24 protein-coding genes are annotated in these 25,282 nt (G+C 32.2%); 12 read left to right on the top strand and 12 right to left on the bottom strand.

Going from position 1 to position 25,282, the window contains the following annotated elements:
* The 5 genes from ABD690_RS03680 (at position 1) to ABD690_RS03660 (ending at position 5,272) form a co-directional block, all read left to right on the top strand.
* On the top strand, positions 1 to 1,089 hold the full coding sequence (locus tag ABD690_RS03680; protein ID WP_344727203.1) for a CNNM domain-containing protein: 1,089 nt from the start codon (positions 1 to 3) through the stop codon (positions 1,087 to 1,089).
* Positions 1,089 to 1,562: a methylated-DNA--[protein]-cysteine S-methyltransferase gene (locus tag ABD690_RS03675; protein WP_344727201.1), complete on the top strand. Its 474-nt coding sequence runs from the start codon at positions 1,089 to 1,091 to the stop codon at positions 1,560 to 1,562. The genes ABD690_RS03680 and ABD690_RS03675 overlap by 1 nt, the downstream gene beginning before the upstream one ends.
* Positions 1,563 to 1,597: 35 nt before the next feature.
* Positions 1,598 to 2,749, top strand: coding sequence for a serine hydrolase domain-containing protein (locus ABD690_RS03670; RefSeq protein ID WP_344727199.1), 1,152 nt, complete (start codon positions 1,598 to 1,600; stop codon positions 2,747 to 2,749).
* Between the two features lie 4 nt (positions 2,750 to 2,753).
* Positions 2,754 to 3,467 (top strand): 3'-5' exonuclease, encoded by a 714-nt coding sequence (locus tag ABD690_RS03665; protein WP_344727197.1) that lies wholly within the window; start codon positions 2,754 to 2,756, stop codon positions 3,465 to 3,467.
* A 116-nt stretch (positions 3,468 to 3,583) separates the two neighbouring features.
* The gene (locus ABD690_RS03660) at positions 3,584 to 5,272 is read left to right on the top strand and encodes an ABC transporter ATP-binding protein (protein ID WP_344727195.1); all 1,689 of its coding nucleotides are present in this window, start codon (positions 3,584 to 3,586) and stop codon (positions 5,270 to 5,272) included.
* Positions 5,273 to 5,669: 397 nt separating this feature from the next.
* Here ABD690_RS03660 and ABD690_RS03655 read toward each other — a convergent pair whose 3' ends face one another.
* The 9 genes from ABD690_RS03655 to trhO all read right to left on the bottom strand — a co-directional run bounded on the left by ABD690_RS03655 (position 5,670) and on the right by trhO (position 15,506).
* Positions 5,670 to 6,323 (bottom strand): 3-oxoacid CoA-transferase subunit B, encoded by a 654-nt coding sequence (locus ABD690_RS03655; protein WP_344727193.1) that lies wholly within the window; start codon positions 6,321 to 6,323, stop codon positions 5,670 to 5,672.
* A 4-nt stretch (positions 6,324 to 6,327) separates the two neighbouring features.
* Positions 6,328 to 7,029 carry a CoA transferase subunit A gene (locus ABD690_RS03650; protein ID WP_344727191.1) on the bottom strand — a complete coding sequence of 234 codons (702 nt, stop codon included), beginning with the start codon at positions 7,027 to 7,029 and terminating at the stop codon, positions 6,328 to 6,330.
* Positions 7,030 to 7,125: 96 nt separating this feature from the next.
* Positions 7,126 to 7,425, bottom strand: a complete 300-nt coding sequence (locus ABD690_RS03645) for a DUF805 domain-containing protein (RefSeq protein WP_344727189.1) — start codon at positions 7,423 to 7,425, stop codon at positions 7,126 to 7,128.
* A 324-nt stretch (positions 7,426 to 7,749) separates the two neighbouring features.
* The gene (locus tag ABD690_RS03640) at positions 7,750 to 8,859 is read right to left on the bottom strand and encodes a TlpA family protein disulfide reductase (RefSeq protein ID WP_344727187.1); all 1,110 of its coding nucleotides are present in this window, start codon (positions 8,857 to 8,859) and stop codon (positions 7,750 to 7,752) included.
* Positions 8,860 to 9,300: 441 nt separating this feature from the next.
* On the bottom strand, positions 9,301 to 11,652 hold the full coding sequence (locus ABD690_RS03635) for a penicillin-binding protein 1A (RefSeq protein ID WP_344727185.1): 2,352 nt from the start codon (positions 11,650 to 11,652) through the stop codon (positions 9,301 to 9,303).
* A 2-nt stretch (positions 11,653 to 11,654) separates the two neighbouring features.
* A complete protein-coding gene (locus tag ABD690_RS03630) occupies positions 11,655 to 12,149 on the bottom strand; it encodes a gliding motility lipoprotein GldH (protein ID WP_344727183.1) in 495 nt (164 codons plus the stop codon).
* On the bottom strand, positions 12,139 to 13,311 hold the full coding sequence (locus tag ABD690_RS03625; protein ID WP_344727181.1) for a PSP1 domain-containing protein: 1,173 nt from the start codon (positions 13,309 to 13,311) through the stop codon (positions 12,139 to 12,141). Before ABD690_RS03625 ends, ABD690_RS03630 begins: the two co-directional genes overlap by 11 nt.
* 119 nt (positions 13,312 to 13,430) lie before the next feature.
* Complete coding sequence (locus ABD690_RS03620) at positions 13,431 to 14,435, bottom strand: radical SAM protein (RefSeq protein WP_344727179.1); 1,005 nt, start codon at positions 14,433 to 14,435, stop codon at positions 13,431 to 13,433.
* Positions 14,436 to 15,506, bottom strand: coding sequence for an oxygen-dependent tRNA uridine(34) hydroxylase TrhO (trhO, locus tag ABD690_RS03615; RefSeq protein WP_344727177.1), 1,071 nt, complete (start codon positions 15,504 to 15,506; stop codon positions 14,436 to 14,438).
* Positions 15,507 to 15,962: 456 nt separating this feature from the next.
* On the opposite strand from trhO, the gene recA reads away from it, so the two are divergent.
* The 4 genes from recA to ABD690_RS03595 all read left to right on the top strand — a co-directional run bounded on the left by recA (position 15,963) and on the right by ABD690_RS03595 (position 19,693).
* The gene (gene recA / locus ABD690_RS03610; RefSeq protein ID WP_344727175.1) at positions 15,963 to 16,964 is read left to right on the top strand and encodes a recombinase RecA; all 1,002 of its coding nucleotides are present in this window, start codon (positions 15,963 to 15,965) and stop codon (positions 16,962 to 16,964) included.
* A 109-nt stretch (positions 16,965 to 17,073) separates the two neighbouring features.
* Positions 17,074 to 17,484: a hypothetical protein gene (locus tag ABD690_RS03605; RefSeq protein WP_344727173.1), complete on the top strand. Its 411-nt coding sequence runs from the start codon at positions 17,074 to 17,076 to the stop codon at positions 17,482 to 17,484.
* A gap of 28 nt (positions 17,485 to 17,512) precedes the next feature.
* The gene (locus tag ABD690_RS03600) at positions 17,513 to 18,058 is read left to right on the top strand and encodes an RNA polymerase sigma factor (RefSeq protein WP_344727171.1); all 546 of its coding nucleotides are present in this window, start codon (positions 17,513 to 17,515) and stop codon (positions 18,056 to 18,058) included.
* Positions 18,059 to 19,693: a porin family protein gene (locus tag ABD690_RS03595; RefSeq protein WP_344727169.1), complete on the top strand. Its 1,635-nt coding sequence runs from the start codon at positions 18,059 to 18,061 to the stop codon at positions 19,691 to 19,693.
* 78 nt (positions 19,694 to 19,771) lie between these two features.
* Here ABD690_RS03595 and ABD690_RS03590 read toward each other — a convergent pair whose 3' ends face one another.
* Positions 19,772 to 20,512, bottom strand: coding sequence for a lysophospholipid acyltransferase family protein (locus ABD690_RS03590; RefSeq protein ID WP_344727167.1), 741 nt, complete (start codon positions 20,510 to 20,512; stop codon positions 19,772 to 19,774).
* Positions 20,513 to 20,611: 99 nt separating this feature from the next.
* Here ABD690_RS03590 and trpS point away from each other — a divergent pair, with 99 nt between their 5' ends.
* A complete protein-coding gene (gene trpS, locus ABD690_RS03585) occupies positions 20,612 to 21,580 on the top strand; it encodes a tryptophan--tRNA ligase (protein ID WP_344727165.1) in 969 nt (322 codons plus the stop codon).
* A gap of 159 nt (positions 21,581 to 21,739) precedes the next feature.
* Here trpS and dprA read toward each other — a convergent pair whose 3' ends face one another.
* Positions 21,740 to 22,843, bottom strand: coding sequence for a DNA-processing protein DprA (gene dprA, locus ABD690_RS03580; protein ID WP_344727163.1), 1,104 nt, complete (start codon positions 22,841 to 22,843; stop codon positions 21,740 to 21,742).
* A 104-nt stretch (positions 22,844 to 22,947) separates the two neighbouring features.
* Here dprA and ABD690_RS03575 point away from each other — a divergent pair, with 104 nt between their 5' ends.
* Positions 22,948 to 23,886 carry an HU domain-containing protein gene (locus tag ABD690_RS03575; RefSeq protein ID WP_344727161.1) on the top strand — a complete coding sequence of 313 codons (939 nt, stop codon included), beginning with the start codon at positions 22,948 to 22,950 and terminating at the stop codon, positions 23,884 to 23,886.
* Positions 23,887 to 23,975: 89 nt separating this feature from the next.
* Complete coding sequence (locus ABD690_RS03570; RefSeq protein ID WP_344727159.1) at positions 23,976 to 24,485, top strand: acyl-CoA thioesterase; 510 nt, start codon at positions 23,976 to 23,978, stop codon at positions 24,483 to 24,485.
* Positions 24,486 to 24,493: 8 nt separating this feature from the next.
* On the opposite strand, the gene ABD690_RS03565 is transcribed toward ABD690_RS03570, so the two are convergent.
* The gene (locus ABD690_RS03565) at positions 24,494 to 25,276 is read right to left on the bottom strand and encodes a hypothetical protein (RefSeq protein ID WP_344727157.1); all 783 of its coding nucleotides are present in this window, start codon (positions 25,274 to 25,276) and stop codon (positions 24,494 to 24,496) included.
* Positions 25,277 to 25,282 lie beyond the last annotated feature (6 nt).

Raw genomic sequence — 25,282 nt, 5'->3', positions numbered from 1 at the left:
ATGGGTGCACTCATTTTTTGGGCTACTATTTCTATCTTTTTCTCATTCATGTGTTCTATTCTAGAAGCTGTGCTTTTAAGTATCACACCAACATTTATAAATATTAAAAAACAAGAAGGCAAAGCCTACGCCAATATTCTTGAAGATTTAAAAAAAGATGTTGACAAACCTCTTATCTCAATTCTAACATTAAACACTATTGCGCATACATTAGGTGCTATGATGGTAGGAATTGAAGCCGAAAAGCTGCCTTACAAAATAGAACTATTCGGTATTAATACCGTTGGAGTCGTTTCGGCTATTATGACATTATTAATCTTAATCGCTTCAGAAATTATACCAAAAACCATAGGTGCAACTTACTGGAAAAAACTAGCAAATTTTACATCAAAAGCCTTAATCGTATTAATTTTTCCTTTAAAATGGTCAGGTATTCTGTGGCTACTTCAATTGACCACAAAACTTATTGGAGGTAAAGGACATCATGGTAGTGTTTTAAGTCGTGAAGACTTTCATGCAATGACTAATCTCGCTGAAGAAAAAGGTGTTTTTTTAGAATCTGAAAGTAAAGTGATAAAAAACATGCTAACGTTTAAAGACGTTCAAGCAAAAGATATTATGACACCTAGAACCGTCATGAAAATTGAAAACGAATCAGAAACCATAGAGAACTTTTTTAATAAAAATTCTAATGTTAGGTTTTCTCGTATTCCTGTATATAGCGATAATTCCGACAATATTTCTGGTTTAGTTCTAAAAGATGAAATCTTTAAAGAAATGGCTTTTGGTAATGGTGACAAAAAACTAGCTGATATAAAAAGAAATATTATCATCATAAACCGTTCAATGCCCATACCAAGACTTTTTGAGCAATTAGTTGAAAGTAAAAATCATATGGCGCTTGTGGTAGATGAATACGGTTCTGTAAGCGGTTTAGTAACTATGGAAGATGTTATAGAAACGCTTCTAGGCATGGAAATTATGGATGAAAGCGATAATATTCCAGACTTGCAGCTACTTGCTAGACGTAGCTGGGAAACCAGAGCTAGAAGACTCGGTCTAATTAATGACGAAAACACAAATCAATAATGGAAAGTTGCATCATAAATAGCCCTTTAGGGTTTACCAAAATTACTGGTGATGCAAACGGAATTACTTCAATTTCTGTCTTAAACTCTGAAGAAACCATAACTTCCATTATTCCTGAAGTTTTAGAAGACTGTGTCTACCAACTCAATGAATACTTTAACGGAACACGAGAAAATTTCGATTTAAATTTAAACCCTCAAGGCACTGACTTTCAGAAAACCGTTTGGAATGCATTGTTTAAAATCCCATTTGGAAAAACAACAACATATTTAGCTCTCTCCAAACAATTAGGAGACCCAAAAGCAATTCGTGCTGTTGCCAATGCAAACGGCAAAAACCCTATTTTGATAATCATTCCATGTCACCGTGTAATAGGTAGCGATGGTAGCTTAACAGGTTATGCTGGTGGCTTACATAGAAAAAAATGGTTGCTAGAACACGAAAACCCTTATAAGCAACAACGCTTGTTTTAATTTTTTGTTTATATTTAATAAACTAAAAAAACTAAATGAAATTCCTTAAAACTCTCTTGAAATGGGTCGTTATTCTATTTGGCCTTTTAATTATTGTACTTTACATTACAGATACAGATTACCTACTAAAAGCTGTAAGAACCATTTACATGAAAGGCTACACAACAGCCTATCTTGAAGACTACAAGCACTTTGACAACCAACCATTAGAGATTGGTAAACCACAGCCTTGGCCTAATCATAAAGACTATAATTCTGTAAAAGAAACCGAAAAACTCTCTGAAACCAATAAACAAAATGGTACTATCGCTTATGTTATTATAAAAAACGATAGTATTTGGTTTGAAAACTATTATGATGGATTTGATGAAAACTCAAAAAGCAACTCCTTTTCTATGGCAAAAAGCTATGTTTCTGCTTTGCTTGGAAAAGCCATTATGGATGGTTACATAAAAAACCTTGATCAACCTGTTTGTGATTTTATACCTGAATTTTGTGACGGAAAAGCAGCAAAAATGACCGTTGGCGATTTATCTAGCATGGCATCAGGAACCAACTGGGACGAACGCTACTATTCTCCTTTTTCAATAACAACTCGCGCTTATTTTGATGATGATTTAACCAAAGTTATGACTGGATTAAAAGTTGTAAACGAACCTGGAACGGCATACAAATATGCCAGTGGTGACACACAAATGCTAGCCATTGTTATAGAACGTGCAACAGGAAAAAAACTTTACAACTACCTTACTGAAAGCTTCTGGAAACCTTTAGGAAGCGAAAACCAAGCTTTATGGCAAGTAGATAGTGAAGGTCATGATTTAGTAAAAGCCTATTGCTGTATAGCAAGTAACGCTAAAGATTTTGCCCGTATGGGAAAACTATATAAAGACCACGGAAAATGGCATGGAAAACAATTGCTTGACTCTGCCTTTATAGCAAAATCTATTAAACCTAGATTTAAAGCAAGTCCAGAATACGGTTACGGTTGGTGGCTAAAGAATGTTGAAGATAAGCACTTTTTTATGATGCGTGGTCATTTAGGACAATACGTTATTGTTGAACCAAATGACAATGTAATTATAGTACGTTTAGGACACTCTAAAGGTCCAGGAGATGCCGTAGCTACTTTTACACCAGATATTTCCACATACATTGAGGAAGCCTATAAAATGCTAGAAAAATAAAATTATGATTTCTAAACTTAATCTTGAAAATATTTTATTTCTGGACATTGAAACCGTTCCGGAAAAACAACATTTTTCAGATTTAGATGAAACCAAGCAAGCACTTTGGGAAGTTAAATCTCAATATCAGCGAAAAGACGAGTATACAGCCGAAGCATTTTATGATCGCGCTGGTATTTGGGCTGAATTTGGTAAAATTGTCTGTATCTCAGTTGGCTATTTTAAAATGCAAGGTGACATCAGAACTTTTAGAGTAACATCCTTTCATGGTGATGAAATCAAAATTTTAAAAGATTTTAAAAACTTATTAATTACTCATTTTAGTCAAAATAAACATCTACTATGTGCTCATAATGGAAAAGAGTTTGATTTTCCATACATTGCTCGCAGGATGATTATTCACAATATTGAGCTACCTTATAAGCTTAACCTCTTTGGAAAAAAACCTTGGGAAGTACCTCATCTAGACACATTAGAACTATGGAAATTTGGCGATTATAAAACCTATACATCGCTAAAACTATTAACTAATGTATTAGGTATACCTTCACCAAAAGATGACATAGACGGAAGCGAAGTTTATAATGTCTATTATGAAGAAAATGATATAGATCGTATTATTACCTATTGCGAAAAAGACACTATTGCTGTTGCTCAAATATTTTTAAGACTTCGAGGTGACTCACTACTTCACGACAATGAAATAATTCATATTTAACTAAGTATGTATAAATAAAAACTTAAGGGTAATGTTTTCCATAAACGGCTTTTATTATTAATTTCTTTGGAAAACCCGTAAATTAAATATAGAAAACGACTACATTTTACATTGTTATGAATAACGAAATACTCTCTATAAAAAACCTTTCAATTTCTATTTTATCAAACAAAATTGAAAAGGATATTATTCATAATATTTCTTATCATTTAAACAAAAATGAAATTCTTGGCGTTGTTGGAGAATCTGGTTCAGGTAAATCAATGTCCTCATTGGCTATTTTAGGATTGCTACCTAAAGGTGTTTCTAAAATCATCAATGGCTCTATACTATATGAGGGTAAAGATTTGACATCGCTTTCTTCTAAAAATTATGAAGCCTTAAGAGGAAAGGATATGGCGATGATTTTTCAGGAACCTATGAGCTCACTAAATCCCTCTATGACATGCGGAAACCAAGTTATAGAGATTTTACTATTGCACACCAAGCTTACTAGAAAAGAAGCTGTAGACAAAACATTAGACCTATTTGCAAAGGTTAAACTACCTGAACCTCAAAGGGTTTTTAAAGCTTACCCTCATGAAATTTCTGGCGGACAGAAACAACGTGTTATGATTGCTATAGCTATTGCCTGCAAACCTAAAATTTTAATTGCTGATGAGCCTACTACAGCACTTGATGTTACTGTACAAAAAGAAATTATATCTCTTTTAAAAGAACTACAGTCTCAAGAAGGCATGAGTGTTATTTTTATTTCTCATGATTTAGCCTTGGTGTCTGAAATATCAGACCGTGTGTTGGTTATGTATCAAGGCAAAATTGTTGAACAAGGTGATGTGTTAGATATTTTTAATAACCCTAAACATAGTTACACTAAAGCATTAATAAATTCTAGACCTTCACTAGACGTAAGGTTAAAAAAACTTCCTACCATAGCTGACTTTATGAATAAAACCGCTAGTACTGAAATCATTTCAAATGAAGATCGTAAAAGCTATCATAAAACACTTTACAGCAAAAAACCATTACTAGAAATACAAAACCTTGAAAAAACTTATATTTCAAAATCTGGTATTTTCGGAAAAAAATCATCGTTTAAGGCTGTAAACAATGTGAGTTTTAAATTATATGAAGGTGAAACACTTGGTTTAGTTGGCGAATCAGGCTGTGGGAAATCTACATTAGCAAACACCATATTACAACTAGATAAAGCCAGCTCTGGACATATTTTTTATAAAGGTATCGATATTACAACACTCTCAAAAAAGAGTGTGAGAAACTTGCGCAAAGATATTCAGATTATTTTTCAAGATCCGTATGCGTCATTAAATCCAAGGCTTTCTGTAGGACGCGCTATTCAAGAACCTATGAAAGTTCATGGCATTGGCACTAATAGTGAGCAACGAAAACAACTTGTTATTGATTTACTGAATAAAGTTGGTCTTGATGAAACATATTATGATAGATACCCTCATGAGTTTTCAGGAGGGCAAAGACAACGTATTGGCATTGCCAGAACGATTGCCTTGCAACCTAAAATTATTATTTGCGACGAGTCTGTTTCTGCATTAGATATATCTGTACAAGCACAAGTTTTAAACCTACTAAACGCTCTAAAAGAAAATTTTGGGTTTACATATATATTTATATCTCACGATTTAGCTGTAGTAAAATATATGTCTGACCAACTCATTGTAATGAATAAGGGTGAAATTGAAGAAAAAAATGATGCTGATACAATCTATGCCTCTCCTAAAAAAGACTATACCAAAAAGTTAATTCATGCCATCCCAAAAGGATTATAGCATGAATAATTTTTTAGTTAAATACAAAAGGCTTTTAAAAAAGTGCTTTGTATGGTTTAAATTCCCATAAATTTTACTCTCATAACGTGTAGGTTGTTCAGGTAGGTTTGAGGCAAAATTCATAAGTACGTTTATGGTAGATTTGGAGTTTGCTAAATATTTAACTTATAATAGATTTGGGACAAATTATAATTTAAACTTTAAACAAATGTTTATTGTTCGATTTGGTTTTGCTAATATGAAACAAATTTCAAGAAAAACAGTCAAAACACACAAAAAATCGATGAAACACATTTTATTTTAACATTTAAAAACAATAAATGTGTTTTTTCCTACAAAAAAGTAATGTAGCTACATAAAAAAACCACTTTTAAAAAGTGGTTTTAAAACTAAATTTTTATAATGTCATTTCGGGTATTTCTCCATCAACTATCAGAACTCCTTCTGTTGCGTTTTTAATATCATCTACAGATACACCTGGCGCTCTTTCTAATAATTTAAACCCTTTGTCTGTGACTTCTATAACAGCGAGGTTTGTTACTATCTTTTTTACACAGCCTACGCCTGTTAATGGCAAACTACATTGTTTAAGTAATTTTGATTCTCCTGCTCTGTTTGTATGCATCATAGCGACAATTATATTCTCTGCACTTGCAACCAAATCCATGGCACCTCCCATACCTTTTACCATTTTACCTGGTATTTTCCAGTTTGCAATGTCTCCATTTTCAGCAACTTCCATAGCTCCTAAAATGGTTAAGTCTACATGTTTTCCTCTAATCATAGAGAAACTCATTGATGAGTCAAAAAAACTAGCACCTGGTAAAGTTGTAATGGTTTGTTTTCCTGCGTTTATAATATCTGCATCTTCATCTCCTTCAAAAGGAAAAGGTCCCATACCAAGCACACCATTTTCACTCTGAAATTCAACTTCAATATCGTCTCTTACATAGTTAGCTACCAATGTAGGAATCCCAATTCCTAAATTTACATAAAAGCCATCTTGAACTTCTTTTGCGATACGCTTTGCTATTCCGTTTTTATCTAACATAATATTAATTTCTTTGTCTTACAGTTCGTTGTTCAATACGCTTCTCATAATTTTCTCCTTGGAAAATACGTTGTACAAATATTCCAGGAATATGAATTTCATTCGGGTTTAACTCACCTACAGGCACAAGTTCTTCTACTTCAGCAACAGTTATCTTTGCAGCGCCACACATGGCTGGATTAAAATTTCTTGCTGTACCTTTAAAAATTAAATTTCCAGCAGCATCTCCTTTCCAGGCTTTTACAAAAGAAAAATCGGCATCAAAAGCTTGTTCTAACACATACATTTTACCATTAAATTCTCTCGTTTCCTTACCTTCAGCTACTTCAGTACCATAACCAGCTGGTGTATAGAATGCAGGAAAACCTGATTGTGCAGCACGACAACGCTCAACGAGTGTTCCTTGAGGCACTAATTCTACCTCCAACTCTCCGCTTAACATTTGTCGTTCAAACTCATCATTTTCGCCTACGTAAGACGATATCATTTTATCGATTTGTTTTTTATGTAATAATAATCCCAAACCAAAATCATCTACACCTGCATTATTTGAAATACATGTAAGCCCTTTTATGTTCATTTTTACCAATTCTGAAATGGCATTTTCAGGAATACCACACAATCCAAAACCACCAAGCATAAAGGTCATGTTGTCTTTAACGCCTTTAAGTGCTTCGGTTACATTGGCTACTTTTTTATTGATCATTTTATATTGTTTTTGCTAGTGGAAAAATACGAAATAAAAAAGCCATTCAAAAATGAATGGCTTTGGTTTTTTTCTTCTATTGTGTTTCTTAAATTTTTAAATGTTCTCTTTAGGTGGAAATGCTGCTAACACCAAATTCACTATTGGTATTAAAAAAAGCCATTTATTAAATTTAGTTTCATTAAGCCTCCTAACCCCTAATGTTATAAACGGAAAAAGGAAAACTATTCTCAACGCTAGAGTAATATTATCACCAAGTAAATCAAGACCTCTAGCAAACCCAATTACAGGGCTAATAAAAAAAACATAAAACATAAAAAACACCCAAAATTCTTTTAAAGTTGCTTTTCCTGAAATATTAAATATATTCTGAAAAGGTTGTATAAGATATTTCATAATCAATTAATTTTAAACATTTGAAGTTTATTCTATTAATCAGTTTTTCTTAAGGGAATAAAAACTGACGCCAGTTAGTAATCATGATTTTGTTTCCAATAACAACTCAAGGTCTTCAAAACTTGAGGTTGTTATTTTCAACAAGATAAATTTATAAAAAAAAAAAAAAACAATCACGCAAGGTTTTCTTATAAATTAGTGTATATTATTGAAAAACAGCGAAAAGCGTTACGGTTTTTCCGTAAAATATATGCTGGAAGTCTGCTAAAAACGAAAATATTTGTAACATTTTATAACACACTCGAAATAAAAATACTGAAACTATTATTCTTGAATTATTTTTTCTATTAGATTAAAAATCTCCTTCTCTTTGTTTTCATCATAACCATATAGTGTAGAAATAATATTATACTTTTCATCAAGTATAATTAAAGTAGGGTATTCCTTAACTAATAATGGACTCTCATTAGTTAAAAAAATAGGATATTTAATTTTATTATAATTTACAAAGTTTTTTAGCTTTTCAACGTTTCTGTCAATAAGATTAACACCAATAACTTGAACTTCATTTGAAGAATATTTTTCGTTGATACGATTTAACATTGGTGTTGTTTTAATACAAGGATAACAAGCCATAAACCAATAATCTAAAATTATTACTTTGCTATTATATTCAACTAATTCTTTTTGCTTGTTATTTTCCAATACAACCCCTCTTATATCAGAAAATAACTTTAAATGACTTTTAGACTCTTTTTTTTCTAAATATTTTTGATTGGTATAATTCCCTAAAAGTTGTTTCAATTCTGTTTCAATGTCAATACTTACATTTAAGTTTAACTTCTCATATTCATTTGATATAAATTGACTTGTGTTTTGAAAATCTATCTCACTAGTAATATTGATTAGTTCATTGTTAACGAGAGAGAAGCTATATTTTTCCTTAATATTTTTAAATTCATTTTCATCCTCATATTTTTTTAATACAAAAACCCTATCTTCTAATGTATCAATAATTGTGTTATTACCGAACAAATCATCTTTTTTTAAATTACAGTTAGGAAATATTAGTTGATTTAATTGATTATTAATTTCACGTCTTTTTTTATAAGATCTATTAGAGTGATTTATAATATAAAGAGTATTATTAAAGTTATAAATCGTCTGAATAGAATCACTTATTTTAAAATTATACCCATAAACAGAATCAATAATACTTTTTTCTAAATAAACATTGTATTTTTTTATAAAAGTATCATTTTTGAAAAATGGTTTCTTTTTAAAATTAACATTATACAAAAGTGTGCTAGCATCTCTATGCATTCCAGATAATATAGTATCCGTTTTATTTTCACAACTTAAACTAAATAAAGAAACAACTAAAAAAAAAGTTGAAAATTGTAGTTTTTTCATAATTTCTAAAATTTTACCCATAAATCTCATAATACAGGTTAGTTAAACAAAATGTTGACTTTAAATAAAGCCATTTTTTTGAAGTTTTAACTTTTAGAAGTTTTACGCTATTAATCAGTTTTTCTTAAGGGAATAAAAAACTGACGCCAGTTAGTAATCATGATTTTGTTTCCAATAAAAACTCAAGGTCTTAAAACTTGAAGCTGTTACTTTCAACAAGTTAAACTTAAAAAAACTATTTACACAAACTTTTCTCACAAATTCATGTAGTTTATTGAAAAACAGCGAAAAGCGTTACGGTTTTTCCGTAAATGATGTTATTTATTAAGGTTTAGGGAAACAAAAAATATTAAATGTTTTGAAATTCCTCGATAAACTCAAAATGACAGTTTACTTTTTAATTTGCATTAAATTTATAGTGAAAAAGTGCAGCATCTATATTGTTATTCCCACAAAAATATCTTAAAAATCTAATTCATCAGGAACCTCTTCAGTGGGAAGCGAACCTGAATTCTCATTAGGATCATAATTGTCGCAATCTACCTCGATAGATAGCTCCATAGGAGCTTCAAATTCACCTTTGGACACATTAAGTTCTTCGTCCTCATAACAAGCTTTCATATATAAACCCCAAATTGGCAATGCCATAGATGCTCCCTGCCCATAAGTTATGGTTTTAAAATGGGCTGCTCTATCTTCTGCTCCAACCCAAACACCTGTAACTAAATTTGGCACCATTCCCATAAACCAACCATCACTTTGATTTTGTGTAGTTCCTGTTTTACCTGCTATAGGATTGCTGAAACCATAAGGATAACCTGTGATGATCTCTTTATAAACACCGCTTGAAGGCATCCAAGTTCTGCGAAGTCTTGCTCCAGAACCATCTGTTGTTACACCTTCCATAAGTTTTACAGTTACATAAGCTGCTTCGGCACTTAACACATCTCGAGATTCTGGCGTAAACTGATATAATATTGTACCATTTTTATCTTCAATATGAGTAATCATAACGGGCTTGGTATAAACGCCTTTATTAGCAAAAGTTGCATAAGCTGCTACCATTTCATAAACACTTAAATCAGCGGTTCCTAATGCTATAGATGGCACAACTGGAATTTCAGCCTCAACACCCAATTTTTTAGCTAAATCAACAACTGGTTGCGGACCTACTTTATCCATTAATCGCGCTGTAATGGTGTTTACTGAATTTGCTAAAGCTGATTTTAATGTTAAATTTCCGGCGTAATCACCATCAGAATTTCTTGGTGTCCAAGGTTGCATATTCCCATATTTACCTGCTTCTATCGTGATTTGAGAACGTGGTAACTCATCACAAGGAGATAGATGTAATTGGTCTATAGCCGTTGCATATACAAATGGTTTAAACGTAGACCCTACTTGACGTCTACCTTGCTTTACATGATCGTATTGAAAGTATTTATAATTCATACCGCCAACCCAAGCTTTTACATGACCTGTAAGCGGATCCATAGACATCATTCCCGGTTGTAAAAAAGATTTATAATACCTCATAGAATCCATTGGTTTCATTATGGTATCTATTTCTCCTTTCCAAGAAAAAACAGTCATTTGTGTAGGCTTATCAAATGATGCTATAATTTCTTTATCAGATTTTTTTAAATCATACTTCATATGTCTCCAGCGTTCAGATTGGCGCATACTTCGTTTCATTAATGCGTCTATCTGGCTTTGATCTAAATCTAAGAAAGGAGCTGTTGGGTTTCTTTTTGGTGTATTTTGATGATCAAACTCTGCTTGAAGTCTTGGCATATGCTGTTGTACAGCATCTTCTGCATAATTCTGCATGCGCGAGTCTATGGTTGTGTAAACCTTTAGTCCATCACCATAAATATCATACTTTGTACCATCAGGCTTTGGGTTTTGCTTCACCCAATCTTTAATAAATGCGTCAACATAAGCTCTAAAATATGTTGCAGTGCCATCACGATGAGATTGCGGCGTATAACGTAATCCTAAATCTGTTTTTTGTAATGAGTCTTTGACTTCTTCTGTTATAAAATCATATTTTTCCATTTGAGACAGCACAACATTACGTCGGTTTCTAGTTCCTACGGGATTTCTGTGTTCTCTTGGGTTATAGAGCGAAGAGTTTTTAAACATTCCTACCAACATGGCAGATTCTTTTAAATCTAAATCTTTTGGTTCTTTATTAAAGTAAATACTGGCTGCAGATCTTATTCCGTCAGCATTATTACCAAAATCATAAATATTAAAATACTGAGCTATGATTTCTTCTTTAGTGTATTGTCGTTCTAATTTTATAGCGATAATCCACTCTTTTATTTTTTGACTAATTCTTCCTAAAGTGTTTTTAGAACCTTCTCCGTGAAATAATTGTTTTGCTAATTGTTGTGAAATAGTACTTGCGCCACCACCTTTTCCTAGTTTAAAAATAGCACGAAGTGTTCCGCGAGCATCAATACCAGAATGGCTATAATAACGAGCGTCTTCAGTAGCTATAAGCGCGTTTACTAAATCTTGAGGTAAATCATCATAACTTACCGGTGTTCTGTTATCATTATAATAAATTTTACCAAGGGTTTTTCCGTCAGATGATATAATTTCTGTAGCGAGATTGGTTTTTGGATTTTCTAAAACAGTATGGTCAGGAAGTTCTCCAAAAACGCCCCAAGAGGCTAGTAAAAATAATAATACAACAAAGAAAATACCTGCTAAAAACAGCTTCCAGAACCATTTTATGTAGGGACTGAAATTCTCTTCCTTTTTTGCTTTTGTTTTTGTTTTTTTTGTTTGTGCTTTCTTTGCCATACTTATTTATTATTTTCTGACTTTTCTACTCTAAAACCAACGTCTGTAATTCCCTCAAGCTCAACAACCCCATTTACTTTTCCGTTTTCTCTCATTGCTTGTTGGATATTTACGGTATATTCTCCAGACTCATTAAAAACAACACCTTCTTTATACCATAGTTTGTTTTCTTTTATGTCAGTAAAACCTGTTCCTAATAGCTCACCATTAGGTTTAGCCATCTCGTACTCTAATGTGTCTTTTACTTTTTTTCCGTGAGGAAAATTCATCTCAACAATAAGAAATAAATTTTTGTATTTATAATCGTTTGTATTTCTTAAATTCACAAACAAATTATACGGTTTTATAGAATCAGGTGGTGATATTTTAAAGCTTACAACAGAGTCTTTGTGCCAAGTGTTAGGAACAGATTTGTACACATCGTATACGCTTCTAGAATCACATGAAACTATTGTTATAACTACGATAAAACACGCTAACAAAATGTTATTTCGCATTCTTTTTTTTGTTTTGAGGTGATCGCTTTTTTCGTTTGTTTCTATTATTTCTACGTTTTCTATTTGATTTTGGATTATCAAAACGTGTTAAACTATCTTGACCAACAACGTTTTCAAACTCAACTTTAGTATCATCTAGTAAACTTGCAGCATATTCTTCTAGGCTTGAAATTTTCTTTTTCTTTTTGTTAAGTTCAACAATTTCTTTAGCCTGTTCTTTTGTTATTTTATGCCAATTTGCCCATTCGCCTTCATAAGCAAACCACATATAACCTTTAAAAATATCTGTTTTTTGACAAACAGCTGTACCTTTTTCTGTATATAGCTTTACGTCAGATTTTGGAAAGTCTTTTATAGCGTCTAAATAGGTGTCTAACTCATAGTTTAAGCAACATTTTAGCTTACCACATTGTCCTGCAAGTTTTTGCGGGTTTAGAGATAATTGCTGATATCTAGCAGCAGATGTGCTTACTGACCTAAAATCTGTTAGCCATGTAGAACAGCATAACTCACGACCACATGAACCTATACCACCTAGTCTTGATGCTTCTTGCCTAAACCCTACTTGCTTCATTTCTATTCGGGTTTTAAATTCTCTAGCAAAAATTTTGATAAGTTCTCTAAAGTCTACACGCTCTTCTGCTGTATAATAAAACGTGGCTTTACTTGCGTCTCCTTGATATTCAATATCTGATATTTTCATTTGCAATTTTAAGTCTATTGCAAATTGGCGCGCTTTTACCTTCATAGGTTCTTCTTTTTCGCGCGCTGCACTCCAAATATCAATATCTTTTTGAGAAGCTTTTCTGTAAATTTTTAAAATCTCTTCGCTTTTTTCGGATATTTTTTTGCGCTTCATTTGAATACGCACCAACTCTCCGGTAAGAGTAACCATACCTATATCATGGCCTGATTGTGCTTGTGTAGCTACAATGTCACCAATACTTAAGGTTAATTTTTCTGTGTTTTTATAGTAATGTTTTCTTCCGTTTTTAAAACGAACCTCAACCCATTCAAATGGTTTTTCTCCATTAGGTAAAGACATGTTAGATAACCAATCAAAAACTGTTAGTTTATTACAGCTATCGGTACCACAAGTTCCATTATTTTTACATCCTTTTGGCTGACCATCTTTTCCTGTTGAACAACTTCCACAAGCCATAAATTTTGAATATATTGATTCTGAAAAAAGCTTTTTTCAGAAGACGATTAATAATCTGTTAAAGATGTAAAGATAAGATTATTCTAAAGACTTGAAAAGACTATTTTGAAATAGAGATTTTAATTAAATTCTACGTCGTAGTTTAATCTGTTTGCTAAAGATTTTAATTGTTTTTCAGACTTAAACACATTGGATAACAATTGCTTACTCCAACCTATTTTTTTTGAATATTGATTAAAGCTTTCTGTTTTCCAGTTAAAACCTTCTTTCCAGAATTTTTGCGGTGAGATGTAACAAAAAGTGTAGTCAAAAATAAGACTAGAATTATTTACATCGTTTTTGTTTGGTATAGCATCAGGTGCTAAAAGCGTGATGTTATTTTCTTTACAACGTGCCTTGATGTGATTTATTAATTTGGGATAATCGGCCCTTATTGTTTCTAAATCAAAATCGCTGTACTCGGTATTTCCTATTTTTTGAATAGGCCTTATTTGTAGTATATCAAAGCTCTTACCGTTAAAGTGTTTGAAAAAGTCTTCAAGCTCGTAAAAATTATCCTTATTAAAAGTATAATTGATGCGGACTTTAAAGTTGTATTGTGCTTTTAGCTTTTGAAAGGCCTTAAAAGCGTTATGAAATTTTTCATAACTCGCTTTTTTCATAAAGCTTTCATAGCTTTCTTTGTTTACACCATGAAGCGAAATTGTAAACTCGTCTAATCCCGCTTTTAAGAGCGCTTCTATTTTTTCTTCTGTAAGTAAGTTAGCGTTTGTAGTGATTGAGATATAAGGCACTTTATATTGTTTTCCCAAAGCGACAATTTTCACTAAATTTTTATATAAGGTTGGCTCTGTGCCGCAACCTATTTGTAGTTTTAATGCTCGCTTGAAAACTGTTTTTGCTACAAGGTCTATTTCTTCGTCTTTAAACTGCCCTTTTAAAGTTTTTATATAATCAGCATCTGTAAAATAACACATTTTACATCGCAAATTACACGCCATTACCGGATCTAGGTTAACCGCTAAATAACGCATATTAAGTTTATGTAACATAAAGAGCCCTAAAAACTTAATTCTATGACTCTTTATGTTTCTATTTAACTTTAAAAGTTTATAAACGTTCATTTATTGGGTTTTGCTTAAGGTATCAAATATATTCCTTAAGTCTTTTTTATAAGGCAAATGATCTGCGCGACCTTTCTTAAAAATGTCATTGCTATTTCCTTGCCCTTTTCGTAATGCTTTTTGCTCCTCATGAGGTAAACGGTTTATTTCCATACATGTTGTAGAGCAGCAATTTTCCATTTTTTCTTTACAAGAGTCACATTGTATAAATAGTAAGTGACAAGCTTCGTTAGCACAGTTTGTGTGCATATCAGCAGGTTCTCCACATTGGTGACATTGTGCAATAACGTGATCTGATATGCGTTCAGAACGACGTTGATCAAACACAAAATTTTTACCTAAAAATTTATTTTCCAGTCCTTTTTCTTCAATTTGACGAACGTAATTTATGATACCTCCTTCTAATTGATATACTTGCTTAAAGCCCTTGTGTTTGTAATATGCACTGGCTTTCTCGCAACGAATTCCACCTGTACAATACATAACTAGTTTTTTATCTTCTTTATGCGCTCTTAAATCTTCTTCAATCAAATCTAAAGATTCTCTAAAAGTATCTACATCAGGAGTAATGGCATTTTTAAAGTGACCTATTTCACTTTCGTAATGATTACGCATATCAACCAAAACAGTATCTGGATCTTCAATAAGTTCATTGAATTTTTCAGCATCAACATGTACGCCTTTGTCTCTTACATCAAAAGTGTCATCATTAAGACCATCTGCTACAATCTTCTCTCGCACTTTTACTTTTAGCTTTAAAAAGGCATAGTTATCGTGTTCTATGGCTATATTTAATCGTACATTTTCTAAAAATGAAATGGTATCTAAATGTTCTTTAAAAGCATTAAAATTATCTGCAGGAACAGATAATTGAGCGTTAATGCCTTCAAAAGCTACATAAATTCTACCTAGAACATCTAGTTTGTCCCAAGCTAAAAACATATGGTTTCTAAAAAGTTCTGGATTACCAATTTTGGCGTATTTGTAGAAAGAGATTGTCAAGCGTTCTTTTCCTGCTTGGTCTATAAGTTCAGCTCTTTCTTTAGCGCTTAAGTTATTGTACAGTTGCATGCTATACTACGTTTTTAAGGTTAAAGATTTATTTTGCTGCAAAGATACTATTTTTAAAACGTTTTAAAGTTTATATAAACAAAAAGCACTTTATGGCTTTCATAAAGTGCTTTAAGTAGACTAACTCGTTATTAATAATTTTTTAATTTATTTTCTAAATTGAAAAAACATTAATAAGAGTTAACCTCCATCGGCTTTACAGTTGCTGTTTATAAAAATAGCAACTGAAACACCTAATGCATTAATACATTTTTTAAAAAATTTCATCTGTTCATTTTTAAATAGTTACTAAAAAAATCAGATAAAATTCACCGTTCTTTACGGTTCATTTCATAGCAAAAGTTTCCCACTTTATTAAGTAGATGCAAAAAGTGTAAAAAGGTTGCGTCATAAAATTGTAAAGTGATAAAAGATGTAGTATTTTAGCATTAATTACACAAGAAAAAATATTGATAGATGAGCAACGAGAAAGAAGCAAAATTAAAAGCACTAAAACTAACTTTAGATAAACTAGACAAAGCCTACGGTAAGGGAACTGTTATGAAAATGAGCGACCAAGCTGTTGTAGATGTAGAAGCAATTTCTTCTGGGTCTTTAGGTTTAGATTTAGCATTAGGCGTAGGTGGTTATCCGCGCGGTCGAGTTATTGAAATTTATGGACCAGAATCTTCTGGTAAAACTACATTAACACTACATGCTATTGCTGAAGCACAAAAATCTGGTGGCATTGCTGCTTTTATTGATGCTGAACATGCGTTTGATAGATTTTATGCTGAAAAATTGGGTGTAGACATTGATAACTTAATAATTTCTCAACCTGATAATGGTGAACAAGCATTAGAAATTGCTGACAACCTAATTCGTTCAGGAGCCATAGATATTGTTGTTGTTGACTCTGTAGCTGCTTTAACACCAAAAAGTGAAATTGAAGGTGAAATGGGAGACTCTAAAATGGGTTTACATGCACGTTTAATGTCTCAAGCCTTAAGAAAACTTACAGCATCTATTAGTAAAACCAACTGTACTGTAATTTTCATTAACCAATTACGTGAAAAAATTGGTGTTATGTTTGGAAACCCAGAAACAACAACAGGTGGTAATGCACTTAAATTTTATGCTTCTGTAAGGTTAGATATACGCCGTTCAACTCAAATTAAAGCAACCGATGGCGAAGTTACAGGAAACAAAACCCGCGTTAAGATTGTAAAAAACAAAGTAGCGCCACCGTTTAAAACTGCTGAATTTGATATTATGTATGGCGAAGGCGTTTCTAAAGTTGGAGAAATTTTAGACATCGCTGTAGATTTTGAAATCATTAAAAAAAGTGGTTCATGGTTTAGCTACGGCGACACAAAGTTAGGGCAAGGTAGAGACGCTGTTAAAGCCTTAATAAAAGATAACCCAGAGCTTCAAGAAGAGCTTGAAACTAAAATTAAAGAAGAAATTAAAGCTTCATAATATTTTAAAAATCCCGAATTCTTCGGGATTTTTTTATTTTTAAACGCAACCTTTTTACACTTTATGCATCTTAAGGTTAAAGCATCTATTTTTAAATATAAAAATTAAAATGAAGCGCCTCCTAATCTTGCTTTTTACCTTAGCAACCTTATTCTCTTGTAGTGTTGGTGATGACTCACCAAATACTTACATGGAAATATTGCCTGTAGAAAGCGCCTCTTTACCTGATGAATTTGAACGCGGAGAAGTTTATGAAATATCATTAACCTATCTTAGAGTCTCAAACTGTCATACCTTTAGTGATATATATTACACTAAAGAAGCCAACAAGCGAACTGTTGCTATTGTGTCAACTGTATTTGTGAATAATGAAAATTGTATATCTAACAATGATGAATTAGAAACATCGTTTAATTTTGAAGTGACAAATTCAGATTCTTATATCTTTAAGTTTTGGCAAGGTGAAGATGAATATGGAGAAGATCAATACTTAATTGTTGAAGTGCCCGTTGTAGATTAATTTATGTTTAACTAATAAATGTAACTATTTGAGTTTAAAACAACTCATACATAAATGCATTAATAATGAGACAAAAGCACAAAGTGAACTATACCAACTCTATTCGAGTAAATTGTTTTCTATATGCTTAAAATACTCTAGAAATTATGCTGAAGCAGAAGATAATCTGCAAGATGCTTTTGTGACTATTTTTAACAAAATATCACAATATAAACACAAAGGTTCTTTTGAAGGCTGGCTAAAACGAATAGCTGTAAACACCGCGTTACAACGCTATAGAAACCAAGGTGTTTTTGAGATTATTGATGAAAGTAAAATTGAAATTGTAGAAGTTACTATTGATGATGATTTTGATATTTCAATAGATTTTTTACTACAAATCATTCAAGAGTTACCTGATCGTTACAGGTTAGTTTTTAACCTATATGTAATGGATGGCTATTCGCATAAAGACATAGCTGATATGCTAAAAATTACAACAGGAACCTCAAAATCAAACCTAGCTAGAGCTAGAATGATTTTAATAGAAAAAATAGAAGCCTATAAGGCAAGTTTAAACTCACAATCATTATAAATGAGTGATAAAAAACATATTGATAGAATATTTCAAGAAAAACTGAAAGATTTTGAGGCGTCTCCTAATCCTAAAGTTTGGAAAAATATTCAAAATCAACTTAACCAACAAGAACCAAAAACAAAACCAATTTGGCTTCGCTATGCAGCAGTAGCCGCATTGGTCGTTTTATTAGTATCTATAAGCACGGTATTAATTACCAACCAAATAAGTACTAACAAAACAACAAATGCTAAACAACCGTCAGAGATTAACAATAACGCTGTTATTCCTGAAAAACAAAATACTACCATAACAACCGTAAATCAGAAAGAGGCCAAACCTAACAACTCTACTTCTGAAGAAAAATCTTCTTCTAGCAGCATTAATAACACTGTAAAAGATGCGCTTATTGAAAACAAAAACACCGTTGTTTCTAATAATTCAACAACTAAAGAAATAGACGCAACAGCTCGCTACTCTACCCAAAATAAAGCCTCTATAAATTCTGATAAAACAGCAAACAGACAAACGAATTTAAATAAAACAAAGAGCAAGAGTAACAACAGTATAACTTCAAGCTCAAAAAATCAGTCAAGTAAAAGTGAGGAACAAACTATTCGCTCTAACAAAGTTATTTCTTCTAATTCTAAAAGAACAATAGCTGACAGTAACGGAAAAGACGTTGGCAACAACACTGACACCAGCATTTCTAAAAACTCATATACAACGGCGGCTACAACAAATAACAACAATACATATACAACCGAAAAAACATTTGACTATAACAAAAACACGGTAACTAAAACTCCATCTGAAACAAATAATACTGCTGTTGCTGATTCACTTTTAAGTAAACCTTTAAAAATTAATGAGTCATTAACCATAGAAGCTGCTATTGCATTGGCAGAGTTAAAAAACACACCAAAAGAAGAAAAGCTAAAAAACAGGTGGCAAGTTTACCCAAACATTGCTCCAGTTTATTACAACTCTCTGGGCAAAGGCTCTCATTTAGACAATCAGTTTGTATCTAACAATAAAAGTGGTGAAGTAAATACAAGTTATGGTATTAGTGTAAGCTATGCTTTGAGCAAAAAATTTGCAATTAGATCTGGTTTTAATAAGCTAAATTTAAGTTATGATACAGATGGTGTTATTCTTTATGAAACACCTGGCTCTGGAAACCCTGTAAATCCTTTACGAAACATCACCCTTTCTACAGGAAACGAAACATTATCTGCCTTAAGCATGGATAATCTTGGTGTACAAACCGTTGATGACGTTTACAATTATAACGCAGCTATTAGTCAACGTATAAGTTACTATGAAATTCCGCTTGAAGCACAATATAAACTAGTAAACAATACCCGATTTGGTTTTAATATCATTGGCGGTTTTAGCTCATTTCTATTAAGAGACAATCAAGTATACTCTGAATTTGATGAGTACAAAACATACATAGGAGAAGCTAATAACATTAATGATATGAGCTTTAGTGGTAATTTAGGTTTCGGAATTATTTATAAGTTTTCTGAAAAATTTAAATTCAACCTAGAGCCTACATTTAAATATCAGTTTAATGCTTTTGACAATACGTCTGGCAATTTTAAACCCTATATCATAGGTGCATATACCGGGTTTAGTTATAGATTTTAGTTTTTAGGTTGGTTAAACAGGTTTTTGTTATCCCAGACAAAAACCTTTAAAAAGCTACTCGATGCCAGGAGTAGCTTTTTATTTTAAATCGTTTTCTAACGCATTTAAAATAATACTTCTCGCTTGGTTATTTAATAGTTTTGTAGCCTGTGTTGTTAATCCTTCAGTGCTTAAAAAACGATGAATTTTAACGCGCATTTTTCCAGGACCACCACTAAAAAACGAAAATGAAAATCGTTTTTTATTATCATAAAATGTTAAAGGCACAATAGGAATTTGATGATTAATTGCTAACCTAAAAGCACCATCTTTAAATGTATCTAAAATAACTGATTCGTCATCAGGAACGCCTCCTTCAGGAAAAATACAAATACTCAAACCTTGTTTTAATCGTCTTTGAGCTCTTAAAAAAACAGCTTTTCTACTTTTTTCAGAGCTTCTATCAACCAAAATACATGTACGTTTATAAAAAAAGCCAAACAAGGGTATTTTTGCTAACTCTTGCTTACCAACAAACACATAAGGGTTTTTAACCGAAACAAGCATTAACATAATATCTGTCATTGATGTATGATTAGCAATAAACATATAACTCTTTTTAGGATCAGGAGTTTCTTCTCTAACTATCTTGTAGCGAAATCCCATACCAATTAAAATAAATCGCGCCCAAAAACGTGCTAATTTAAAAAAGAAAGGATACCACGATTCTTTTAAAATTGACAACAATAAAACTGGAAATAAAATAAGAATTGGTAAAGCAACAAGTATATAGAACCAAATACGATATAGGATCCAGAACAGATATTTAAATACTTTCATAAAAACAAAACTAACTAAATAAATTGAGCTATTGTAGTAAAAAAATTACCTTTGCTGTAATGTTTAATTAAAAAAGATTCCCATTTTACAGGGCATACTATGGCAAGAATACTAACAGGCATACAAAGCACAGGAACACCACATTTAGGAAATATTTTAGGAGCAATCATTCCAGCAATTGAAATGGCTAATAATCCAGAAAATGATTCTTATTTATTTATCGCAAATCTGCATACACTTACCCAGATAAAAGATGCTGCAGAATTACGAGCAAACACCTATTCTGTAGCTGCAACATGGTTAGCATTTGGCCTTGATGTTGATAAAACCGTGTTTTACAGACAAAGTGATATTCCTCAAGTAACTGAATTATCATGGTATTTAAGCTGTTTCTTTCCTTATCAACGATTAACATTAGCTCATAGCTTTAAAGATAAAGCCGACAGATTATCTGATGTAAACGCTGGGTTATTCACATATCCAATGCTTATGGCTGCAGATATATTGCTATACGATGCTGATATAATTCCTGTTGGTAAAGATCAATTACAACATATTGAAATGACACGTGATGTTGCTACACGTTTTCATGCAAAAATGGGAGACACTTTTGTACTACCAGAAGGAAAAGTAGATGATAACATCATGATTATTCCTGGAACAGATGGTGAGAAAATGAGTAAAAGTAGAGGCAATTTTATCAACATCTTTTTAGATGATAAAAAACTACGTAAGCAAGTTATGTCTATAGAAACTGATAGTACGGCACTTGAAGATCCTAAAGACTGGAAAACATGTAATTGCTTTGCGCTATATCGTTTATTAGCTTCAGAAAGTGAAGTAGAAACCATGAAATCTAATTATGAAAAAGGAGGTTATGGTTATGGTCATGCCAAACAAGCTTTATTTGAATTAATAATCACAAAGTTTGCTGAACAACGCGAGCGTTACCACTATTATATGAACAACCTTGAAGAACTAGATAAGGCGTTAGCTGTTGGTGCTAACAAAGCTAAACTAGTTGCTGATGCTGTTTTAAACCGTGTGCGAGAAAAGGTTGGTTACTAATGAATAAAGCTTATTTGAGTCCCATTTTAAACATGGTAGCCATGCTGCTTCTTATTGTTTCAAGACTCATTTCTGAAAAAAAATTTGATTGGTTAGCAATTGCTGGATGTGTTATTTTTTTATTATCAGGAATATCATTATTTCGTTTGATTAAAAAATCTAAATAACCTCAAATAATTTTCCTGGCAGCGGCCTAACAACACCTTTTAATTCCATATTAAGTAATATACTTGCAAGCTTATAAATGGGCATGTTACAATCTAATGCTATTACATCTAGCATTTGTTTATCATGCCCTTTTAAATAATTATAGATTTGCTTTTCTTCTTCTTCAAGCTCTACAAAAAGTTGTTTTTGCACCGTAGGTTGTTTCTCTTCTTCTAATTCCCAATTAAGCATATACGGAATATCTAATGGATTTGATAATAAGTGTGCTTTTTGAAATTTAATTAAATTATTACATCCTACGCTTTGAGTATCTGTAATACGTCCAGGAACAGCAAACACATCTCTATTGTAAGAATTAGCAATATCAGCCGTAACAAGACTTCCGCCTTTTTCAGCCGATTCTATCACAATGGTTGCTTCGCTTAAACCAGCAATAATGCGGTTTCGTTTTAAAAAGTTTTTTCTATCAAAATTTGATGTGCTCCAAAAATCTGTAAAAAACCCGCCATGTTTTTCTACATCAGCCATGTATTTTTTATGTGTTTTAGGGTAAACTTCGTTTAATCCGTGAGCTAAACAGCCTATAGTTTGCAAGTTGTGATCTATTGCTGATTTTTGAGCAGTAATATCAGTACCATAAGCAAAACCAGAAACAATTACCGGGTTAAAAGGCGCTAATTGTTCTACCAATTTTTTACAAAAGGCAACACCATTAACTGTAATTTTTCTGGCACCAACAATACTAATGATACGCTGATTTTTAAGATTAATATTTCCTGATTGAAACAAGAGAATTGGACCATCAATACAATGTTTCAGCTTTTCTGGGTAATCACTATCCATAAAATACGAGACAGAAATATCGTTCTCTTTTATAAATTGAATTTCGTTTTCAGCAGCAGTCATATGATATGCTCCAAAAAGATCACTAATTGTACTTGTGCCGATGCCATCAATTTTAAGCAAATTTGCTTTCTTTTCTTTTAAAACAGCTTCGGGAGATCCACAATGTTGAATCAATTTTTTAGCAGTTAAATCACCTATTTTTGATACATGTTGAAGTGCTAACGTATAAATTAAGTCTTGCTCGGTCATGGTATGTCACTGATATATAAGCTACAAGAAACTAATTTTTATGATGTTAATAAAAAAATTATGTGTAATTTTATTACAAAGCAAAAAATTCTAACTTTGTTTTTATGCAATTAGAAACCTACATAAGCGATTTACTATACCGTTACGAATGTGTTACTGTGCCTGAATTTGGTTCGTTTTTAACACAACGAGTATCTGCAACCATTCATGAATCTACTAATGCTTTTTATCCACCAAAAAAGCGTCTATCATTTAATGAGCAGATTCAAAAAAACGACGGTATTTTAGCACATTACATTGCTGATGTAGAAAAAATTCCTTTTGAAGTTGCATCAAAAAAAATTCAAAAGCGCGTAAAAGCTTTAAAATCATACTTAACAGAAGGCGAAACTATTTCGTTTGATGCTATTGGTGAATTATCATTAAACAATGAAGGTAAAATTCTTTTTGAACCTTCTTATCATTTAAACTACCTAACCGATGCCTTTGGTTTATCGCAATTTGTAACTCCAACTGTTACACGCGAAGTTTATAAAGAAACGGTTGAGACTATAGAAAATGTGGTGCCTATTACAGTAACACCAGAAAAACGTAAAGCGCGACCTTACTTAAAGTATGCTGCTGTAGCTGTTGTTGCATTAACTTTAGGCGGGTTTTTAGCATCAAATTATTACGTTAAAACTATTAACCAACATAATTCGCTTGCTCAAGAAGAGGCTAACCAACAATTGGAAAGTAAAATTCAAGAAGCAACTTTTGTTATTGACAACCCGTTACCAGCAGTAACGCTAAACGTTAAAAAACAATACGGCATGTATCATATTATTGCAGGTGCATTTCGTGTAGAAGAAAATAGTGATAAAAAAGTAGCTGAACTAAAAGCAAAAGGTTTTGATGCCAGAAAAATAGGTGTAAACAAATATGGATTACATCAAGTCGTTTATGCCAGCTATGAAGACAGGTTAGCATCTTTAGAAGCTTTACGTACTATTAAAAAAACACAAAGCAAGGACGCTTGGTTGTTGGTTAAAAAACTAGATTAAGAAACCTTCTTTATCTAAAGAATTCTTAAAATGTAGTCAGAAATCTAAAATTACGATTTACCTTTGCAGTGCATTTTAAAACATAAGTGATGACTGCAAAAACGCCAGAACAATCTAAAACAACTATGACTGACTTGGTATTGCCAAGTGAAACCAACCCATTAAACAACTTATTTGGAGGTGAACTTTTAGCCCGAATGGATCGTGCTGCTAGTATTGCAGCAAGACGTCATAGTCGTAGAATTGTTGTAACAGCATCTGTAAACCATGTAGCGTTTAATCGTTCAGTACCTTTAGGAAGTGTGGTAACTATAGAAGCCAAGGTTTCTCGTGCGTTTAAAACCTCTATGGAAGTTTTTTTAGACGTTTGGATTGAAGACCGCGAATCTGGTGAACGTACGCAGGCCAATGAAGCCATTTATACCTTTGTTGCTGTAGATGAAACCGGACGCCCAGTTTCTATACCAGAATTAACACCTGAAACATCATTAGAAAAAACACGTTTTGAAGGTGCTCTACGCCGTAAACAATTAAGTTTGGTATTGGCTGGAAAAATGAAGGCTAATGACGCAACAGAACTGAAAGCGTTGTTTGAGTAAAGTTAAAGTTATTCTTGATAAGTATAAGTTACTTCCACTAACAAATCACCATTTGAGTATTCTTTTGATGTTAAAGGATAACCGGCCTCGTTGTAAGTATATTCAATGTTGACTTCACTCGTTAAAAAATCATCTGAACGGATAGATTTAGTAATATTATTAAAACTATGCCCTACAATTTTATTCATCTCTTGGTTTTCAAAAGGTGTCTTAAGAGGGTTATTATAAGTATCATACTCAAAAGTATAATCTATAATTTCGGCACCAAAATTTCTTTCTTCATGCCTACTTTCAATATTGCCGTTTACATCAAATGAAAAATTTGACATAGCATATTCCTCGTTATCAGAATTAAAAAAATGCTTATTTATTAATTGATTGTCGTCATTATAATTATAAACGGTGCGTGAAACATTACCACTAATAGAATGTCTCTCTGATGACGTAATCAAACCATCCGTATAGATAAATTCAGTATATTCAGTACTACCATCAACCATAATAGAGAGCATCCGAATTTGTCCATTTGAATTATAAAAATATGTGTAAATAGCACGTAAATATTGTGATGCACTCCATCCCTCTTCAATTGCGTTTACAACTTTACCTTCTGCATTAAATGAATAGGTCGTTGTAGTGCGAAAATTTTCTTCAGGATGGATAATTTCTACTTTTACTAAAGCCCCTGAAGGCGCATTGTTTTGCGGTAAATCTGATCCGGAATCATCACTGCTACAAGCTGAAAATAAAACAATAGCTACAACACTCATGGAAAGTAATAGTTTTTTCATTTTTAT

Origin of the sequence: Corallibacter vietnamensis, assembly GCF_039537875.1 — a bacterium.
In the GTDB taxonomy this organism is placed as follows: Bacteria; Bacteroidota; Bacteroidia; order Flavobacteriales; family Flavobacteriaceae; genus Corallibacter; species Corallibacter vietnamensis.
The sequence above is the reverse complement of the archived record's forward strand: the minus strand, read 5'-3'. Positions and strand labels throughout refer to the sequence as shown.

Excerpts from the sequence above, each read along its gene's own strand:
- ABD690_RS03680 (WP_344727203.1), top strand. The coding sequence starts at position 1 with ATGGGTGCACTCATTTTTTGGGCTACTATTTCTATCTTTTTCTCATTC.
- ABD690_RS03675 (WP_344727201.1), top strand. The coding sequence starts at position 1,089 with ATGGAAAGTTGCATCATAAATAGCCCTTTAGGGTTTACCAAAATTACT.
- ABD690_RS03670 (WP_344727199.1), top strand. The coding sequence starts at position 1,598 with ATGAAATTCCTTAAAACTCTCTTGAAATGGGTCGTTATTCTATTTGGC.
- ABD690_RS03665 (WP_344727197.1), top strand. The coding sequence starts at position 2,754 with ATGATTTCTAAACTTAATCTTGAAAATATTTTATTTCTGGACATTGAA.
- ABD690_RS03660 (WP_344727195.1), top strand. The coding sequence starts at position 3,584 with ATGAATAACGAAATACTCTCTATAAAAAACCTTTCAATTTCTATTTTA.
- ABD690_RS03655 (WP_344727193.1), bottom strand. The coding sequence starts at position 6,323 with ATGTTAGATAAAAACGGAATAGCAAAGCGTATCGCAAAAGAAGTTCAA.
- ABD690_RS03650 (WP_344727191.1), bottom strand. The coding sequence starts at position 7,029 with ATGATCAATAAAAAAGTAGCCAATGTAACCGAAGCACTTAAAGGCGTT.
- ABD690_RS03645 (WP_344727189.1), bottom strand. The coding sequence starts at position 7,425 with ATGAAATATCTTATACAACCTTTTCAGAATATATTTAATATTTCAGGA.
- ABD690_RS03640 (WP_344727187.1), bottom strand. The coding sequence starts at position 8,859 with ATGGGTAAAATTTTAGAAATTATGAAAAAACTACAATTTTCAACTTTT.
- ABD690_RS03635 (WP_344727185.1), bottom strand. The coding sequence starts at position 11,652 with ATGGCAAAGAAAGCACAAACAAAAAAAACAAAAACAAAAGCAAAAAAG.
- ABD690_RS03630 (WP_344727183.1), bottom strand. The coding sequence starts at position 12,149 with ATGCGAAATAACATTTTGTTAGCGTGTTTTATCGTAGTTATAACAATA.
- ABD690_RS03625 (WP_344727181.1), bottom strand. The coding sequence starts at position 13,311 with ATGGCTTGTGGAAGTTGTTCAACAGGAAAAGATGGTCAGCCAAAAGGA.
- ABD690_RS03620 (WP_344727179.1), bottom strand. The coding sequence starts at position 14,435 with ATGAACGTTTATAAACTTTTAAAGTTAAATAGAAACATAAAGAGTCAT.
- trhO (WP_344727177.1), bottom strand. The coding sequence starts at position 15,506 with ATGCAACTGTACAATAACTTAAGCGCTAAAGAAAGAGCTGAACTTATA.
- recA (WP_344727175.1), top strand. The coding sequence starts at position 15,963 with ATGAGCAACGAGAAAGAAGCAAAATTAAAAGCACTAAAACTAACTTTA.
- ABD690_RS03605 (WP_344727173.1), top strand. The coding sequence starts at position 17,074 with ATGAAGCGCCTCCTAATCTTGCTTTTTACCTTAGCAACCTTATTCTCT.
- ABD690_RS03595 (WP_344727169.1), top strand. The coding sequence starts at position 18,059 with ATGAGTGATAAAAAACATATTGATAGAATATTTCAAGAAAAACTGAAA.
- ABD690_RS03590 (WP_344727167.1), bottom strand. The coding sequence starts at position 20,512 with ATGAAAGTATTTAAATATCTGTTCTGGATCCTATATCGTATTTGGTTC.
- trpS (WP_344727165.1), top strand. The coding sequence starts at position 20,612 with ATGGCAAGAATACTAACAGGCATACAAAGCACAGGAACACCACATTTA.
- dprA (WP_344727163.1), bottom strand. The coding sequence starts at position 22,843 with ATGACCGAGCAAGACTTAATTTATACGTTAGCACTTCAACATGTATCA.
- ABD690_RS03575 (WP_344727161.1), top strand. The coding sequence starts at position 22,948 with ATGCAATTAGAAACCTACATAAGCGATTTACTATACCGTTACGAATGT.
- ABD690_RS03570 (WP_344727159.1), top strand. The coding sequence starts at position 23,976 with ATGACTGCAAAAACGCCAGAACAATCTAAAACAACTATGACTGACTTG.
- ABD690_RS03565 (WP_344727157.1), bottom strand. The coding sequence starts at position 25,276 with ATGAAAAAACTATTACTTTCCATGAGTGTTGTAGCTATTGTTTTATTT.